Genomic DNA, 16448 nt, shown 5'->3' on the forward strand with positions numbered 1-16448 from the left:
ACCCATGTCCACGCAGTTGATCCAATTAAAAAAAGAAGATGAACAAAAGGTAGTCGAAGAAGCCGCACAATTGATCGAGAAGGTATCCCAGACAGATACAGTCACGTTGGATTCTTTAATGGATGATATCGGGAAGCTTGGGGTGAAGACGCAAGAAAAAGCAGGCCAAACCCTCAAGCTGTTGGATCGTCCGGTAAATGACCTGATGTCCGGCAAACGTGTTGAAGTGCCTAACATGATTATGAAGCTGCGGAATGAGTGTGAAAATCTGCAACAGAGTAAGAATGTTAGCTTTTTCGGCAAAATGCTGCGGAAGAGTCCGATGAAGAACTATGTGTACAAATATCAGTCTGTCCGCACAAATATTGATGCGATTGTTACTGGTCTACGCGACGGCAGAGATACCCTCGAAGAGAGTATTGTAAATATGCGCCAGCTGAAACGTACCTCTATGGAGGAGATCTATAACCTTCAAACCAAAATTGCCTTCGGCAATAAGCTAAAAGAGCTGTTCGAGGTGGAGATTGCGAAGCCTGAGAATGAGTTCCGTAAAGCTTATCTGGAGCGTGGTCTGCGTAAAGTGATGGTTCGTATTCAGTCCATGACAGAGATGATTCTGCTCTACAATCAAGCGATTGCTGCTACAGATATCATCAATGACAATAATGATAAACTGATCGATTCCGTAAATAATGCGATTGATAAAACTTCTAATCTGATTACAGTGTCGGCAATGATTGCGATGTCGCTGGCCGATCAGGAGAATGTTATCAACGCTGTAGAAGCAACAAATAAGACGATTGAAGATCAGTTTAAAGAAAATGCACGCTTGCTGCGTACGACTACAGAAAAAACGACCGAGCTTCTATCCAAACCTTCCATGTCTATGGAAGCCGTGAATCAAGCGATCGGCGATCTGCTTAGCGCATTGGATACTTCGGAACAGTCAAACCGTCGTATTATCGAAAGCTGCCAGGATTATACATCCAAAATGACGACGATCAATACCCAACTGGGCAATCGTCTAGGACTCAATGAAGCGGACAAGCCTGAGGCGCTGAAACAAGGTGAAGCAGAGAGCCAACTGAGCAGCTTCTTGAACTAATTGTTTTAAAAAAAGTCCGTAAAAATATAGCAGAGCAGTGAGCCTTCATTTCTGGGGGTTCGCTGCTCTGCTTTTTTTTGGATATGAAGTAGCTTGCTTCAACTACTGCATAGGCGTAAACGTGATCTAATCAAATGAAGTTTGCTGTAGCCAAACATAAAGCCCTATCCACATACATAAGTTGTCACAAGACTACATGTGGAGGAAGTGGGGATAGGCTATGGTTTTAGGCTGTTTGATACTCGTGCTTATCATCGTCGCCAGCAGTGAAAAAGCAGAAGCCATTGCTAAAATGAATGAAGACAATTAGCAAGAGGTAGCTTCGCTTCCCCGTAAGTATTCAGGGATTTTTTGCCGCGAGTTGGTTCAAGTAATTTCCAGCGGGTTATTGGGTATAATAACGCAAGGCTGTCGATTAGCCCATAATCAGCTGGAAATACCAAAATCCCTAAGGAGGTCACATGGAGAACGAGGCACTGCTTCAGGTTGAACAATTAGCACTTAAGAAACAGAAGATATTCCGGCAAAGCGTAATGCGCTATATTGCCAGAGCCATGCTGGCCAGTATGTTTATCGGATTCGGTGTAATTGTAGCATTTAAGACAGGCAACTATTTCTTTATGGAGCAATCCCCCTTTGCATATCCAATGGCTGCGATTACTTTCGGAGCGGCTATTATTCTAATTTCTTTTGGTGGTGGGGATTTATTCACCGGAGATACTTTTTATTACACATACACGGCACTAAGACGGAAAATGAAATGGTCTGAGGTTGTCCGCATGTGGATCATGAGTTATATCGGTAATATTCTTGGGGCTGCCGTTTTTGCCTTGCTGATTTTTTTGACAGGACTGTTCTATAGCTCAGATGTAAACGGTTTTTTGCTATATGTAGTGGAGCATAAGATGGAAGCCCCGGCAGGTCAGCTTTTCTTTCGGGCTATTCTTTGTAACTGGCTCGTTTGTATGGCTTTTTTTATACCGATGAATATGAAAGGCGATGGGGCCAAAATGTTCGCCATGGTCTTATTCGTATTCTGTTTTTTCATCTCCGGCTATGAGCATAGTATTGCCAATATGTGTACCTTTGCGATTGCGCTTGTACTTGATCATCCCGGAACGGTATCGTGGTATGGCGTGGTGCATAACCTTGTCCCCGTTACGATCGGCAATTTAATTGGCGGTGGCGTACTGATGGGGGTAATGTATTATTATGTGAATAAACCTTTTTTGGATGACACTAAGCATTAACAGAAAAATAGAAAATAATAATCCTCCAAAACTTCGCTCTTTTATAGGGGTGGAGTTTTTTTGTGCAGAAAGTTATTTTTTAACATTGGGATTATTTGATTTTTAAGGATTGAAAAGGATTAGAGGAAGAGAGGTAGAATACATAATTATGCAATGCAAAATTGAAGATTCATACAGAATGGGGTAAGGGCTTTGGATGAGACAACAGGGATACTGACGGATGAGACCATTATTAAGGCTTCCAATCAGCATTGTATTGACCAAGGAATTGATCCTGAGCAACCGCCTGTCTTTGCAAAGGGATATTCTACTGATGAATTGGGGGCACAGCTTAGCGCATATAGTGAAGTGATTGAGGTTATCGAATTTTTTGTCAAAAAATTTCTTTCCTCAGTCAAAGGGAACCCGATCCTAGTTACGATTTCGGATGATGCAGGTTATCTATTGGCGTTCCAAGGAGATGCGACGATTATAGATCTCGTAGGACAGGTAGGCATCAAAGAAGGCGTGCAGATGAATAAAGAGGTGGGTACCAATTCAATCGCTTTAGCCCTTGAATATCAGAGGCCATTCCAGCTGACAGGACGAGACCATTTCCATCATATTTTGCATCATTTAGTATGCTGTACAGCTCCATTTTATAAAGAAAATGGGCAAGAAATTTTAGGTACAATTTCATTTATGGCAGATATAGATGTAGCCCATCCCCATTTGCTGCCTCTGCTCTGTACGATGGCTGACTCGATTGAACGTGAGATTTTGTTGCGAAGAGGGAATTCTCAGCTGCAATTATTAAATCGGATTTTGCTAGAGACCAATTACTTAGGGGTAATCATAACAGATCAATTCGGAACAGTCGTGAATATAAATGAGAACGGTTTAGCTATGCTTCATTTGGGTGGTGAGCATCAAGAGTCTGTTGTTGGAACTAGTGTCTTTGAAATTAGGAATGTGGGTGCATACTTTCAACATGTCATCATACATCATGTCGCATGTGCCGGGTTAGAAGTGATTCAGGAGAAAAACGGGTTGTTCGAGCATTATATGTTAGATGTACTACCCGTTTACGATGGGAATGGTTACTTAGCGCGTGTGATTGGAAGTTTGCGCAACATCACGGAGATGAAAAGAACGGAAGAAGTGCTGCGCAATACAGAAAAGCTAGTGGTCGCAGGACAACTGGCTATGAGCATTGCACATGAGATCCGCAATCCCCTGACTACGGTGAAAGGGATGCTTCAACTGGCTAATAAAGATTCACGTCTGTTGCATTATGATCTCATTATGTCAGAAGTGGAAAGAATGAATCTTATTGTGAGCGAGTTTCTTATTCTGGGTAAACCGCAGGCTGCGCATTATATGACTGAACAATGTAGTACGATCCTGCTGGAAGTATTGAATATCTTCGCGATTCAGGTGGAGATGAATAATATAGCGTTAAATACAAAGATCCATTATGATGCTGAGATCGAATGTGACCGCAATCAGATTAAGCAGATTTTCCTCAATATCCTAAGAAATTCAATGGAAGCTTTGCCTTTTGGTGGGAGCATTACAGTGACTCTTGATGTGAAGGATGAATTTCAGGTGATTACCTTCACCGATAATGGAGAGGGTATGAATAAGGAAGTTCTGGAGAAATTAGGAGAGCCTTTTCACACGACTAGAGGCGATGGGAATGGACTTGGCTTCATGATTGTCAAAAAAATCGTGACTGCCCACAGAGGATATGTGGCAATAGCTAGTGAAGAGGGAGTGGGCACGGCCGTTACAATTTATCTTCCGATGGCACATTCATACCACAAATGAAACAGCAATAATAATTCATAATTAAAAAGACTCTTCCGCCCATATAAGCGAAAGAGTCTTTTTGTATATCCATTTGCATCTAATGGTGAGGAATTACCACTTAGAGCCACCCGATGAATTTCCACCGGATTTGCCGCCGCCACCGCCCCAAGAAGAGCCGCCGGAGGATTTGCCGCCACTGCCGCCACCACCCCAGGAAGAGCCGCCGGAGGAACGTCCCCCACCGAATCCGCCTGAAGAAGGAGGACCAGAGGACATCCGTTTACGGGCTTGCGCACGCCGCTGTTGCTCTCTCATCATGGCTAGCTGGGCAAGCCGTTCTTCCTCTTCTTTTTGGCGAATGATTCGGTTCGCTTCATTCACAAAGGAAGTGATCTGAGCGTCATAAGCGCGGCCAATCGATTCCAGTTCCTCCAGGTTGTAAGGCCGGGATGACAACCGTTGCTCCAACTGGCTATATTCCGGCAGTAAGGATAACTCAAAGCGGATTCTGGAAGACAAGCCTCTGCTGTGCAGCATTCGCTGGGTCGTCTCTACCCGACTTTGTCCTTCGGAGAAGAGACGTTGTACTTTATCCAGTCTTTCATTTAATGCATTTAGACTTTCAGAGACGCCGTCATATTGCCGGCCAGCTTCATCCTGCAAGGACAGCAAGCGCTCCAGCGCATCGTGGGCCTTGTCATATTCGCCCCGTTCATCACTGGTCCAGTTCTCAATTTGCGCCACTTCACCTGCGCCTTCCCGAAGACGTGTGCTCCACTCCGTCAGAATGTTCTCTACGCTAACTATATGCTGTTCTTCGAAATGTACACGTGCTTCTGTAATTCGGGCCTGCAGCTCGTCTCGCCGCTGCTTCAAGTGGCTCCATGTGGTGCGGAATGTCTCTAGATCTCTGCGGTTATTCTGCCGCAGCAGTGCTTGCTGCTCTGTCATAGCAACAGCTTCATCCAGAAGCAGATCTAGACTGGCGCCGATTCTGCGCACCTCATCCATATCTCCTATACGCAGCGGCGCTTCAAGAGTCAACGATTCTACGCGGGCTTGCTCTAGGTGGTCATATGGCTTAACCTTCATATTGTGCAGTGAATTCTGTTCAATGATCCCGGTGATTTTGGCACGTGCCGCAGCTAATACCGTAGGAAATTTGTTTAGCTTATCATCATAGAGATCAACATCCTTCAGATCCTGTTCGATTTTTTCCTGACGTTCCTGTGCATCCTCGGTAACCTCTTGTGCAGCAATGGGATCAAAAAGCTCCAATTGGTCTGCCTTAGCAGTTTCCTCCGCAAGCTCTTTAAGTTCCTCTACAATTTCTTGAAGCTCATACCCGGTTTCTTTAACTGCACCTTGCAGCTGTTCTTCAAGCTCTGGCGTATCCTCTTTCAGCTCTGTAATACGCTGTTTGACATTGCGGTCAGCTTCGCTAATGACAGCTATGTGTTTCTCTTCCTCTTCAAGCGCTGTGCGGAAGGCAGCTTCGGTCTGCTGCAATTGTTTCACGGCTGTCTTGAGGGCAGCCAAGCGATAAAATGCTGGCTGAACGCCTTGACCTTCGCTTTGTAGTGCGGAGATTTCAACGAGCTTGGCGGACAGCCGCTTGGAAATACCTTCGACTAGTTCTCCCGTCTTCCCTTGAACGATCCCTTGAAAAGGGTTTAGCGATTCCAGTGCCCGATTTGCCTGGACCATTAAATTAGATAACTGTTTCTGTTGCTCGCTAAGTTGCTTGCGTCGACGCAGACCTGTAACCATTACAAAGAGTAGAAGGAGGATTAGAAGGGCTCCGATAAGAATCGCTGCAATCATAAACATGGAGCTGCTGGAGCGGTTTACATCATTCCCGACCCCGGCTGCGCTCCCGCTTCCTGCGGTTCCTCCAGTATTGCCGGCACGATCTCCGATGGAATGGATGGCATTAATCAAAGCCTTTGTCCCGCCAGCGAAGTCCCCTTTTTTGGCATAAGGAATGAAATAGGTGTCGAGCAGTTTTTGGATGGCTGAACTTCCCGAGGACCCTCCCTGATTCTTAGACCAAGTATTTAACGAGCTTTGAAAGTCTGGATTTAAGAAATTTAGCTCAATGGACTGGTCACCAGCGGAGATCAGCAGTAGAAGATCCCGCGTGGACAGTTTCCACGAGTCGTAAACCTTGTCTGCATACTTATCAGCTGGAGTACCGTCTGTGGAATCTACAGTGAGTACATGGATGGTCATGAGTTCTCCAGTGGCGGTAGCAGAAATAGATGCGGCTTCTGCGGAACTGAACATTTCAGCGTTATCGGTAACAAATCCCTGCTGTGCAGGAATTCCAGCGGCGTATGCACCAGGTACCCATAACAGGCTGAGCATTAAGAATAAAGCTATATACTTTTTCAAGCTGACACGCTCCGATCTGAAGGACTTTTTATTCAATATATTATGCTGATAATTATACTATATCATTAACCATCAGGTGACCTGGAGATACTCCAATTATTATATAGTTATGTCTGCATACCAACAAAAAAAGCCATGCCCCCAAAAAATAAGGGAACACGGCGTATACTCGGAAGTATTATCTTGTCGGCAGACAGAGAATGTATTGCAATCTGGATTTAATTTCTTTTTGCCATTTCAAATCTCCAACTTTAACGGCAAGATTGAGCAGATCCAGATAATCGTCAACCTGTAATGTTGTTCGGGCAGAGGTAACGTTCATGGGTGATCAGTCTCCTTTTAACTTAAATATAGTAAATTGAAATTATTAACGCTTATAATAATGATAATCATTATCAACGTTTATCGTTATTGCTATTATCCACATTTTCTATGTAAAAAGCAATATAAAAATCAAGACTTCGTAACTTTTATCATTTACAAATAAAAGAGTCCATCGAAAGATGGGGATTTGCGTATAATGTGTGGTTTTAGGAAAGAATTAGCAGGAATCTTACCATATTTTGTCGAATACTTTTTAGAATAATGCTTTAAATTCTAAATTTTAGCAAAAAGGGGAATTGGGCAATGAAGCGGTGCACAATGTTGCTTCTGATTATTTTTCTGCTTTTGCTCGTACCTCCTACAGCCGCTCACGCCGAAAGAGAGGATATAAGGTACCAAGTAGAACTGGAATATCCACCTTATAAATATGTAGAAAACGGGTATTTGACCGGGTTTGATATTAATTTGAGCACGATGATTTTTGAGAAGCAGGATTACCTTATTCACTACAGTACTGGGCAATGGGATGAAGTATACAGTCGGCTGATTCAAGGAGATATTGAGATAGCAGGTCTTATGGCAATTACGGAGTCGCGTAACCAAGAGGTGTTATTTTCAGATCCAGTTATTAAGAATTATATTTCCATCTATGCAAGGCGAGAGCTTGAGGATGAGATCGATTTAAAGACGTTGGGAAGTTATAAGATTGGGTTAGGGAATGGACAGTATTCTGCAACCGTGCTGAACAGCAAGGTGGGGATTACAAATTACATAGAATATGCAACGACTCCTGAAGCTTTGAAGGCTTTAGAAAAGGGGGAAATCGACCTTCTATTTGAGAATCAGGAAGTGATTGATTATCTGATTGCTGAACAGAAATTGAAGGGGAGTATTATCAAAAAAATGAGCAATCTCTACCCTAGGGATGTCGCTTTTGCAATAAGTAAATCCTCTCCGGAGCTAGTGACTTATGTTAACGAGAGATTGGATCGCCTGCATCGTTCAGGTGCTTTTGAAGAGCTGTATCAGCACTATTTCTTCGTTCATTCAGATTATTATAAAGTTATGATGCGCAATAGATTTATTGTGGGAGCCATTATTCTGCTCGGCCTTCTGATCATTAGTGCGGTTTTGCTAAAAATGTATATTAATCACTTACGGCGGGCGGTTTATTCGGAACAGCAATTTTTTGAAGATGTAATAGAGCATAGCGGTATGGTGGTTTGGGCTGTGCAGGCGGATAAAAAGGTAGTTCGGTTTAACAATTACGCTGAGCGAATGACGGGCCTATGCGAGAATGAAGTAGTGGGCAAAAACATTGAGGATATAGAGGGGCTGACAGGCAGTACGGCGGCTATTCGGAATCTGTTGGAAAGGGCCGTACAGCTTGAATATGTTGATAATATCGAGCATAAACTTCCGGACAATTCGCCAGCAGCGCGGTATTTTTCATTTCGGACCACCTTGTTGAAAGGATTGGATAAGCAGGCAGCTGATATTTTTGTGCTTGTAGGAGTGGATATCGATGAGCGCAAACAAAATGAGCTAAGGCTTCAGCAAAGTTATGAGGAACTGGAAGCTACTTACGAAGAGCTGTCAGCGACAGAGGTCGAGCTACAGGAGCAATTTGCTAAGCTGCAAGTAGGTGAACGACGGTTCAGTCTCGCGACAGAGGGTTCTGGTGCATACATGTGGGAGCTTGATTGGGAGACAGGACTGTATAATCTATCGGATCGCTGGTACAAGCTCATGGGCTATACGGAGGATGAAATCAATTCCTTCGAAAATGGGGTGCTTAGTATTATTCATCCCGATGACCAGCCATCATCCCAAAAGGCAAGACATGATCATCTGGCAGGTTTAACACCTATCTACGAGACGGAATACCGCATGCGGACCAAAGATAATCAGTTCGTCTGGTTTGAGGTAAGTGGTAAAGCTATCGTTGATCCAAAGAATGAAGTTGTGTTATTTATCGGTTCGCTGATTGATATTAGTAAGCGGAAGCAGGTAGAGCTAAAGCTGAGCAACAGTTATCAGGAGCTTGAGGCAACCTATGAACAGCTTACAGCCACACAGCAGGAGCTTGTAGAGCAATACGATATGCTGGTGGAGAATCAAAAACACATGCATCGTCTAGCTTATGTGGATGAGCTTAGTAATCTACCCAACCGTGTATGTCTACTGGAATCTATGGAGAAATATCTGCAATGTTCAGGAGGCAAGGCGGCGCTGTTGTTCGTAGATACCGATAATTTTAAATACATCAATGATACCTTAGGGCATAAATCCGGTGATGTTCTTATTCAGAAGGCTAGCAAAAGGCTGCAGTCGGTGGTGCGGGAAGGAGATATGCTCTCTCGGCTCGGCGGGGATGAATTCGTGATTTTTATTAAGGATATAGAAAACCACGAGGATGTGCTAGACCTGGCGGAGCGTATCATGAGAGCGTTCAGGCAGTCCTTTTTAATCGGAGAGAGTTATTTGTACGTTTCCGTAAGCATCGGAATTTCCTTTTATCCGGAAGATGGTGAGACCACCGAGCAAATCTTAAAAAATGCGGATGTCGCTATGTACCGGGCAAAAGAGGATGGTAAGGGGACTTATGTGGTATATGACAAATCTATGCATACTGCGTTTAATGAACGGATGAATATAGAGAAACATTTGCGCAGTGCCATGAATAATAATGAGTTTGAGTTATATTATCAACCGCAGGTGGATATCCAGTCTGGATTAATCTCTGGTTTTGAGGCTTTAATTCGCTGGAATAGTCCAACGCTGGGCTTTGTATCTCCACTTTCCTTTATCAAAATCGCCGAGGATTCCAGGCTGATTATTTATATTGGAGAATGGGTGCTTAGGGAATCGTGCATCTTTATGAAGGGCATTCAAGATCGTATGGGCATTCCTTACAAGATATCAGTTAACATTTCCATTATTCAACTATTGCAGGATGATTTCGTCGAGATGGTGCAGGAAAGTCTGGCTGAAAGTGGGCTAAAGCCTAGTTGTCTTGAACTGGAAATCACCGAGTCTATTTTTATGGAATCGTTTGAGAGTATCGTGAATAAGCTTCAATTCCTCAAATCCCAAGGCATTCGTATTGCGCTGGATGATTTCGGAACGGGATACTCATCTCTTAGTTATTTGCAGCAATTGCCGATTTCTACGCTTAAAATGGATAAAACCTTTATCGATTCGCTTTCGGAAAAAGCTTACAGCCAGTCTTTTGTGCAGACCATTATACAGCTGGGCCACAATATGGGGCTGGAGGTCGTTGCGGAGGGAGTGGAAGAGATCAGCCAGCTGGATTTCCTCAGAAAATCGGGCTGCGATAAGGTACAGGGATATCTGGTTAGCAGACCTGTTCCGAAGCAGGAAGTGGTGGAGCTTTTGGAACCGCAGAAGCGTTACGGAATATAGCAGTGGATACACAGCCCTCATCTCAAGGTGGGGGTTTTTGGTATGAAATGCTTCTGAAATTAAGGCTTTGCAAAAAAAACAAGCTCCGACAGATAAACAGCATCTGTGAAGCTTGCCATTAGCTGATGACAATTTTATTCTTCCCGGTGTTTTTAGCTTCGTAAAGTGCATCATCAGCCTGCTGAAAAGTAGAATTTTTGGAGTCTGCACCTGTGTAATCATGCATCCCGATACTGACGGTTATGCTTTTCCCTTCCATTTCGGCAAAAGGGGTATCGGCGACTTTGGCTAGAATTTGTTGCATGATTTCATAGGATTGTTCAAAGGTTTTGGTTGTCAGAATGACAATGAATTCCTCGCCCCCGTACCGCGCGGCGAAATCATCAGGACCGATATACTCGAGCAGGATCGCTGCGACTTTTTGTAATACGATATCTCCAACGGAGTGTCCATAGCAATCATTTACTTTTTTGAAATTATCGATATCCATAACGGCAAGCTGCATGGAGAATGGATTACTCTGCTGATGCTCGATTAGCCAACCCAAATATTCGTGAAAAGTCTTGTGATTATACAGATCAGTCAGGGGATCTATCTTAGATAGACGATCCATGATTATATTCTGAATGCGTAATTCCTGTTCTGACTTGACGGAGTTCTGCAGGGATTGCATCAAATCACGTCCACGAACGATTACTGCAAAACCTGCCAAAGCAGTGCCTGCAAAAATAAGAGCGATAATGATTGTTTGGGTGATCGGGAAGTACTCGTGAATGGATGTCTTGGTGAATAAAATGATCGTGTACAGTAGAGAAATAGCAGAAGTGGCTATCATATAACTGCTCTTCAGATAGATCATCGAGACTAGTAGCGGGAACAGCATAATTAATGATTTAACATGCAACTCATCGCTGAGATTGACGATAATCAAAAGCGCAAATAGATGGCTTGCAACCGTAATGGCGAGTTGGGCCCAGCGAGGCCTCCATCTATAGATTACTTCTAGAATAATGATCAAACTCACTATGATGGAATCAGAAATCAACGAGTGCTCAATATAATCGTTCCTGGTTGGGGTTTCCGGACGCTGGCTCCATAAGGATAGAGAAACAATGAACTGAATACTTAAATACACAATCAGGATGATCCAGAATGAATTGAGAAGCACACGATTCCAATAGGTCTGACGAGGAGTTTGAGGTGTGGCGCGCATAATGTGATCCTCTTTTCCAGTGGCAATATGCTTATATATTCGACAATAAGCTCAGGTTTCCTCTTGATGGCTCTCTTGGAAGCGGGAGATCAACAAGCATCTTTATAAGGGGAGATTGCCTGGCCCGGGGAATGATTGATCGAAAAGGAATACTATAGAAAGTATTTCCTTTAATTAACTCTGCTGATATAATGTTAGAATACATAACATCAATCGAGTGGAGTGGAAGTAAAGATGCAGATCCGTCGAAACCAGATTTTCGTAGTCGTCCTGTTGCTTCTTGTCAGTGTGTACAGCTTATTGATTGATATGCTCTGGATGCATAAGCTGGTGATTATTCTGCTTATGGGTTCTCTAGGATGGTTCTCGCTGAATACATCCCGCTACGGTTATCGCAAAGAAGCGCTGCTGAAGGAGTCACAGAACAAAGTGGAGCTTCTTGGCAATGAGATTGTAGTTACCTCGGATCGGCTGCATGGTGCGCTTGAAGAAATCAGTCGCCATACAGAGCAGCTGCAGCAGACAGCAGATTATTCACACGCGTATGAAACGGATTTAAGGATTCGCAGCAACGAAGCTAAAGCCAATATTGAAGGGGCCTATCAGACGATGGGCGGTGTAGCCTCAGTTACAGCACATATTGAAGAATTGACGGAAAAACTAGGCTCGAATATGCAATATGCTCGGCAAGGAATGACAGCAATGGTAGATTCCCTGAGCATTGCAGATGTGGTTATGAAGGATCTGCAAACACAGAGTGGGGACATGTTAGCTAAGTTTACTACCCTGAGTAATCATATTGCGATGGTAGAGGAGATCAATACATTGATTAACTCCATTGTGAATGAGACCTCGTTACTCGCGCTGAATGCTTCTATTGAAGCGGCCCGGGCCGGTGAACAGGGCCGCGGATTTGCAGTAGTGGCCAGCCGGATTCGGCAGCTGGCTGATCAAAGTAAGAGCTCGGTAGACCGCTCCTCAGGCATCTTGCTTGACATTAATAATGGAGTACAGAAGGTGCTGGAATCCGTTACGAAAGAGCAAGTCTCAGTGGAGCGTGGGGTGAACGAGGTCGGCACGGTTAAGCTTCGACTCGATGATATCGCGTCGAGAGTAGATGAAGTAGGCAGCGCCGTGACGGAAACAATCGATGCTGCCGCGAAGCAGGGCAAGCTGATTGTAGAAGTGACAACGGAGCTGAGCGGTGCGGTGGCTATCGTGAATGAGACGATTGCCAATGTAGACCTTACGCTGGAGCAGGTGACACGGCAGCGGGATCAAATTGGGCAGCTGAACGAAGTCAGCGCCAATCTGTTAGCGGAGTCGCAATCCTTGCAGCAATCGGTTACTAGCATTGCGGGCAGAGCGGAAATTGAGATGAGCCAATATGCAGCCCGGCTTCAGGAAATGCAGAGTCTCTTGGAGACAATTTCCGCCAAGGAAGAACTTTACGCTCCAGATACTGAAGTTCATCAAGGTGTTTTGAACGCTTACATTAAGAAAATTCCAGATGTACAAGCCATTTGGTCCAATCGGACGGATGGAACCTTTATCTACTCCGAGCCAGCGGCTGGCCTGTTGAATGCTAAGCGGCGTGATTGGTGGAATGGGGCCATGAATGAAGGTGAATATGTCTCTAAACCTTATGTATCCGCGATTACGAAACGTTCTTGTATTACATTATCTAGAGCAATCCGGAATCGTCAGGGAGATGTAGTAGGCGTGGTTGGTATTGATTTAGCGGTGTAATAAAACAACAGCAGCAAGCCCTTCTGTAGCAGAGGCTTGCTGTCTTTTTTATTCCGATGCTAACACAACTTAGCTTTAGGTAGCGCTGACCTGCAATTGCTTCCACGTTGCCTGCCAGTTTTTTTTTGCAATTCGTTTTTCATAAATAGGGAGTAAGTTCGGATTATTGTTGAAATGAGGGGTAGCCCGTAACACTACATTAATAACATCTGCAATCCCATGCGGAGCGGTTAGGATAACCTTACCGTATTCATCTAAGGAAAGCCCAAGCGCTGTAGCTGTTTCCGGAAACTTGGAGATGGCATCTACAGATGACGTATAGGGCGCAAGGTTGTTAATGGTATGCATTCTTGCTTCATTCTTAACGGACCATGGCACATGGGGATTTAAATTTCTTAGTTTTGCCTCCCATTGCTTTTCCACTTCCTCATGAAGATTGCTGCCGTCATAATAAATAACATCAATATCTGGCAAAGGGGTCCGCTCTTCAAAGCCATGTAAGGTATCCCAGATTTTTGAACGTACAAACCCAGCACAAACCCACCAGTCAGGTAACTGTAGCGATCTGGCATTTTCTAAAATATCCATCATCCAGGGATCATTATGTACAAGCTGAATGATATCTGCCTCGTGTTCTATCTTGTGCAAACTGCCACCTCCGAATATTCATGCTTCCAATCTGTTAATATCATACAACAAGAGTTTCAATAGAGGTATAAAGGGACAGGCTGAATGGACAGAGGCATGAACTATCTTTATAATGAATCGACATCGAGACCTTTGGAGGCGGTGACCGTGCAATATACGTTTACTATATTACTGCAATTGTTGGAAAGAGCTGCGTTATTGCTGATGTGTCTGTTTGTATTGACTCGTCTGCCGCGGTTTAAAGAGGTTTTTCAAAAAGGGAGTTACGCTCCGCAAGAGCTTGCTATTGCGACGATGATCTTCAGCTTATTTGCCATTTTCGGCACTTATAGCGGGATTAATGTGGAAGGTTCGCTTGTGAATGTGCGAATTATCGCCATCGTATCTGGCGGGATTTTGTTCGGACCATGGGTTGGACTTATAACAGGCATCATCTCAGGGGTTCACCGTTTTCTGATTGATATCGGAGGGGTAACCTCTCTTCCTTGTCTGATTACGAGTATCACCGCAGGCATAGTGTCTGGGATAATCTATCGCCGCACCTCTGGTGAACGTCGCTGGATAGCAGGGATTTTGGCGGGAATGGCCTGTGAGGCACTGACGATGCTGCTCATTCTAGCGATGGCTCAGCCGATGTCGCTGGGTGTGGATATCGTGTCCAAGATCGCTTTTCCGATGATTATGAGCCAGATTAGTGTCGGCCTGATTGTTGTGCTAGTGCAGAGCGTGGAAGGTGAGAAGGAACGGATCGCGGCTAAGCAGTCCAAGCTGGCGCTTGATATTGCCAATAAGACCTTGCCGTATTTTCGCAATATTAATCAGGAGTCGCTGCACACCATCTGCCAGATCATCAAAGAGGATATCGGTGCAGACGCTGTAGCGATTACGGATACTCGGTTTATTCGTGCCTATGTTGGCGTGGGTGAGGAGGATTATGAGACAACTAACGATATTATCAGTGAAGAAACTAAAGTAACGTTGTCCAGTGGTGAAATTACCATCCGTAACGATGATAGTGATTACGTGAATCCGCAGATCAAGTCGCTGATCATTATTCCTTTGAAGGAAAAGGGTGAGGTGACGGGAGCGCTCAAAATCTATTACACCAAAGCCCACAAGATTACCTATTCGCTTCAAGCTATGGCTGTGGGTCTGTCACAAATGATCTCTACCTTGATGGAAGTGTCGCGGGTGGAAGGCATTAAGGAAATGGCGAACAAAGCGGAGCTGAAGGCACTGCAGACCAGCATTAACCCGCATTTTTTGTTCAATGCACTGAATGCGATTGCGTCCTCGATTCGAATTAACCCGGATAAGGCACGCGAGCTGATTGTGAATCTGTCCGGTTATATGAGATACAATCTGGAGCTTACCGATGAATTCATTGATATCAAACGAGAACTACAGCAGGTCCAGCAATACGTAGAGATCGAAAAGGCGCGTTTTGGAAGCCGGCTTAACGTGCTTTATGATATTGATGAGGTTCAGGTTCGAATTCCCAGTCTGATCATTCAGCCGCTTGTAGAAAATGCGATTATACACGGCATACTGAAGGTAAGAGGGACAGGAACAGTAACGATTTCTGTAAAAGACCACGGGGATACCGTACGGGTGGGCATTCGCGATACCGGAGCTGGCATCAGCGAGGAAACGATAGAGAAGGTCTATACTGGCGATATGCCGGAGAATAAAATCGGGCTGTTTAATGTACACCAACGGGTAAAGCTGATCTATGGGACTGGACTTACCATTCAGAGATTGGATAAAGGGACGAACATCTTTTTTGATGTTAAAAAGGAGGACCAATGAGAGCGATCATCGTAGAAGATGAAGAGCTGGCAAGACAGGAGCTGGCTTATTTAATAGAGACGCACAGCGGGATCGATATAACGGCACAGTTTGAAGATGGGCTGGACGCGCTTAAATTTTTGCAGAGTGATACGGTAGATGTGATTTTTCTGGATATTAATATTCCCTCCATCGATGGGGTGCTTTTGGCACAAAATATCAGTAGATTCTCGGTAAAACCCTACATAGTGTTCATCACTGCGTATAAGGAGCATGCTGCTGAGGCGTTTGAGATTGAAGCTTTTGACTATATTCTTAAGCCTTATAGCGAGGTACGCATCAAAGCCATGCTGCACAAGCTGGAAAATGCATTTGCCAGCCGTGGACGACAGGGGGAAGAAGAGCGTAATCCGGTCAGTGACAAGGTTAATCTGTGGAAAAATGAAAAGATTATTGTAGTGAATGCCGACGATATTTATTACGCCTCCGCGCAGGAAAAAAGTACAAGTGTGATGACTAAAGGTGAGGAATACAGCATGGCACTTAGTATTAGCGATTTCTTTCAGCGGCTGCCGCAGGATCGTTTTTTTCGCTGCCATCGTTCCTATATTGTTAACCTGTCCAAGATCAAGGAAATCATCCCGTGGTTCAACAATACGTATTTGCTGCGCCTGCATGATTTAGGTTTTGAAGTGCCGGTAAGTCGTAGTAAGGTAAAGGAATTCAGGCAGATTATGCGCTTATAAATGCAATTCATTCT

At 44.3% G+C, this 16448-nt stretch carries 11 protein-coding genes; 7 read left to right on the forward strand and 4 right to left on the reverse strand.

Annotation, left to right across the window (positions count from 1 at the left end; translation table 11 throughout):
• Positions 1 to 4 precede the first annotated feature (4 nt).
• From NST94_RS01725 to NST94_RS01735, 3 genes are all read left to right on the forward strand, one after another.
• On the forward strand, positions 5 to 1105 hold the full coding sequence (locus NST94_RS01725; RefSeq protein WP_036687432.1) for a toxic anion resistance protein: 1101 nt from the start codon (positions 5 to 7) through the stop codon (positions 1103 to 1105).
• Between the two features lie 461 nt (positions 1106 to 1566).
• Positions 1567 to 2355, forward strand: coding sequence for a formate/nitrite transporter family protein (locus NST94_RS01730; protein WP_076124688.1), 789 nt, complete (start codon positions 1567 to 1569; stop codon positions 2353 to 2355).
• Positions 2356 to 2547: 192 nt separating this feature from the next.
• Entirely contained in the window at positions 2548 to 4164 is a 1617-nt protein-coding gene (locus NST94_RS01735; protein ID WP_076185603.1) for an ATP-binding protein, read from the forward strand.
• A 93-nt stretch (positions 4165 to 4257) separates the two neighbouring features.
• Here the strand turns inward: NST94_RS01735 and NST94_RS01740 are convergent, their stop codons facing one another.
• Positions 4258 to 6540: a TPM domain-containing protein gene (locus NST94_RS01740; RefSeq protein WP_339281572.1), complete on the reverse strand. Its 2283-nt coding sequence runs from the start codon at positions 6538 to 6540 to the stop codon at positions 4258 to 4260.
• A gap of 178 nt (positions 6541 to 6718) precedes the next feature.
• Complete coding sequence (locus NST94_RS01745; RefSeq protein WP_339281573.1) at positions 6719 to 6862, reverse strand: hypothetical protein; 144 nt, start codon at positions 6860 to 6862, stop codon at positions 6719 to 6721.
• A gap of 305 nt (positions 6863 to 7167) precedes the next feature.
• Here NST94_RS01745 and NST94_RS01750 point away from each other — a divergent pair, with 305 nt between their 5' ends.
• Entirely contained in the window at positions 7168 to 10290 is a 3123-nt protein-coding gene (locus tag NST94_RS01750; protein ID WP_076282361.1) for an EAL domain-containing protein, read from the forward strand.
• A 118-nt stretch (positions 10291 to 10408) separates the two neighbouring features.
• Here NST94_RS01750 and NST94_RS01755 read toward each other — a convergent pair whose 3' ends face one another.
• Complete coding sequence (locus NST94_RS01755; RefSeq protein ID WP_339281574.1) at positions 10409 to 11503, reverse strand: GGDEF domain-containing protein; 1095 nt, start codon at positions 11501 to 11503, stop codon at positions 10409 to 10411.
• Between the two features lie 234 nt (positions 11504 to 11737).
• On the opposite strand from NST94_RS01755, the gene NST94_RS01760 reads away from it, so the two are divergent.
• Positions 11738 to 13252: a methyl-accepting chemotaxis protein gene (locus NST94_RS01760; RefSeq protein ID WP_076192691.1), complete on the forward strand. Its 1515-nt coding sequence runs from the start codon at positions 11738 to 11740 to the stop codon at positions 13250 to 13252.
• Between the two features lie 75 nt (positions 13253 to 13327).
• Here NST94_RS01760 and NST94_RS01765 read toward each other — a convergent pair whose 3' ends face one another.
• Positions 13328 to 13843 carry a nucleotidyltransferase family protein gene (locus NST94_RS01765; protein ID WP_076282400.1) on the reverse strand — a complete coding sequence of 172 codons (516 nt, stop codon included), beginning with the start codon at positions 13841 to 13843 and terminating at the stop codon, positions 13328 to 13330.
• A 261-nt stretch (positions 13844 to 14104) separates the two neighbouring features.
• Between NST94_RS01765 and NST94_RS01770 the strand changes: the two genes are divergently transcribed.
• Together NST94_RS01770 and NST94_RS01775 are read left to right on the forward strand one after the other, a co-directional pair.
• On the forward strand, positions 14105 to 15709 hold the full coding sequence (locus NST94_RS01770) for a sensor histidine kinase (protein ID WP_280513476.1): 1605 nt from the start codon (positions 14105 to 14107) through the stop codon (positions 15707 to 15709).
• Positions 15706 to 16434, forward strand: coding sequence for a LytTR family DNA-binding domain-containing protein (locus NST94_RS01775; protein ID WP_076275969.1), 729 nt, complete (start codon positions 15706 to 15708; stop codon positions 16432 to 16434). Before NST94_RS01770 ends, NST94_RS01775 begins: the two co-directional genes overlap by 4 nt.
• The last annotated feature ends 14 nt before the right edge of the window (positions 16435 to 16448 follow it).

It is taken from the genome of Paenibacillus sp. FSL H8-0282 (assembly GCF_037963825.1).
Taxonomy (GTDB): domain Bacteria; phylum Bacillota; class Bacilli; order Paenibacillales; family Paenibacillaceae; genus Paenibacillus_AQ; species Paenibacillus_AQ odorifer.

Excerpts from the sequence above, each read along its gene's own strand:
- NST94_RS01775 (WP_076275969.1), top strand. The coding sequence starts at position 15,706 with ATGAGAGCGATCATCGTAGAAGATGAAGAGCTGGCAAGACAGGAGCTG.
- NST94_RS01745 (WP_339281573.1), bottom strand. The coding sequence starts at position 6,862 with ATGAACGTTACCTCTGCCCGAACAACATTACAGGTTGACGATTATCTG.
- NST94_RS01770 (WP_280513476.1), top strand. The coding sequence starts at position 14,105 with ATGTGTCTGTTTGTATTGACTCGTCTGCCGCGGTTTAAAGAGGTTTTT.
- NST94_RS01760 (WP_076192691.1), top strand. The coding sequence starts at position 11,738 with ATGCAGATCCGTCGAAACCAGATTTTCGTAGTCGTCCTGTTGCTTCTT.
- NST94_RS01755 (WP_339281574.1), bottom strand. The coding sequence starts at position 11,503 with ATGCGCGCCACACCTCAAACTCCTCGTCAGACCTATTGGAATCGTGTG.
- NST94_RS01725 (WP_036687432.1), top strand. The coding sequence starts at position 5 with ATGTCCACGCAGTTGATCCAATTAAAAAAAGAAGATGAACAAAAGGTA.
- NST94_RS01730 (WP_076124688.1), top strand. The coding sequence starts at position 1,567 with ATGGAGAACGAGGCACTGCTTCAGGTTGAACAATTAGCACTTAAGAAA.
- NST94_RS01765 (WP_076282400.1), bottom strand. The coding sequence starts at position 13,843 with ATGATGGATATTTTAGAAAATGCCAGATCGCTACAGTTACCTGACTGG.
- NST94_RS01750 (WP_076282361.1), top strand. The coding sequence starts at position 7,168 with ATGAAGCGGTGCACAATGTTGCTTCTGATTATTTTTCTGCTTTTGCTC.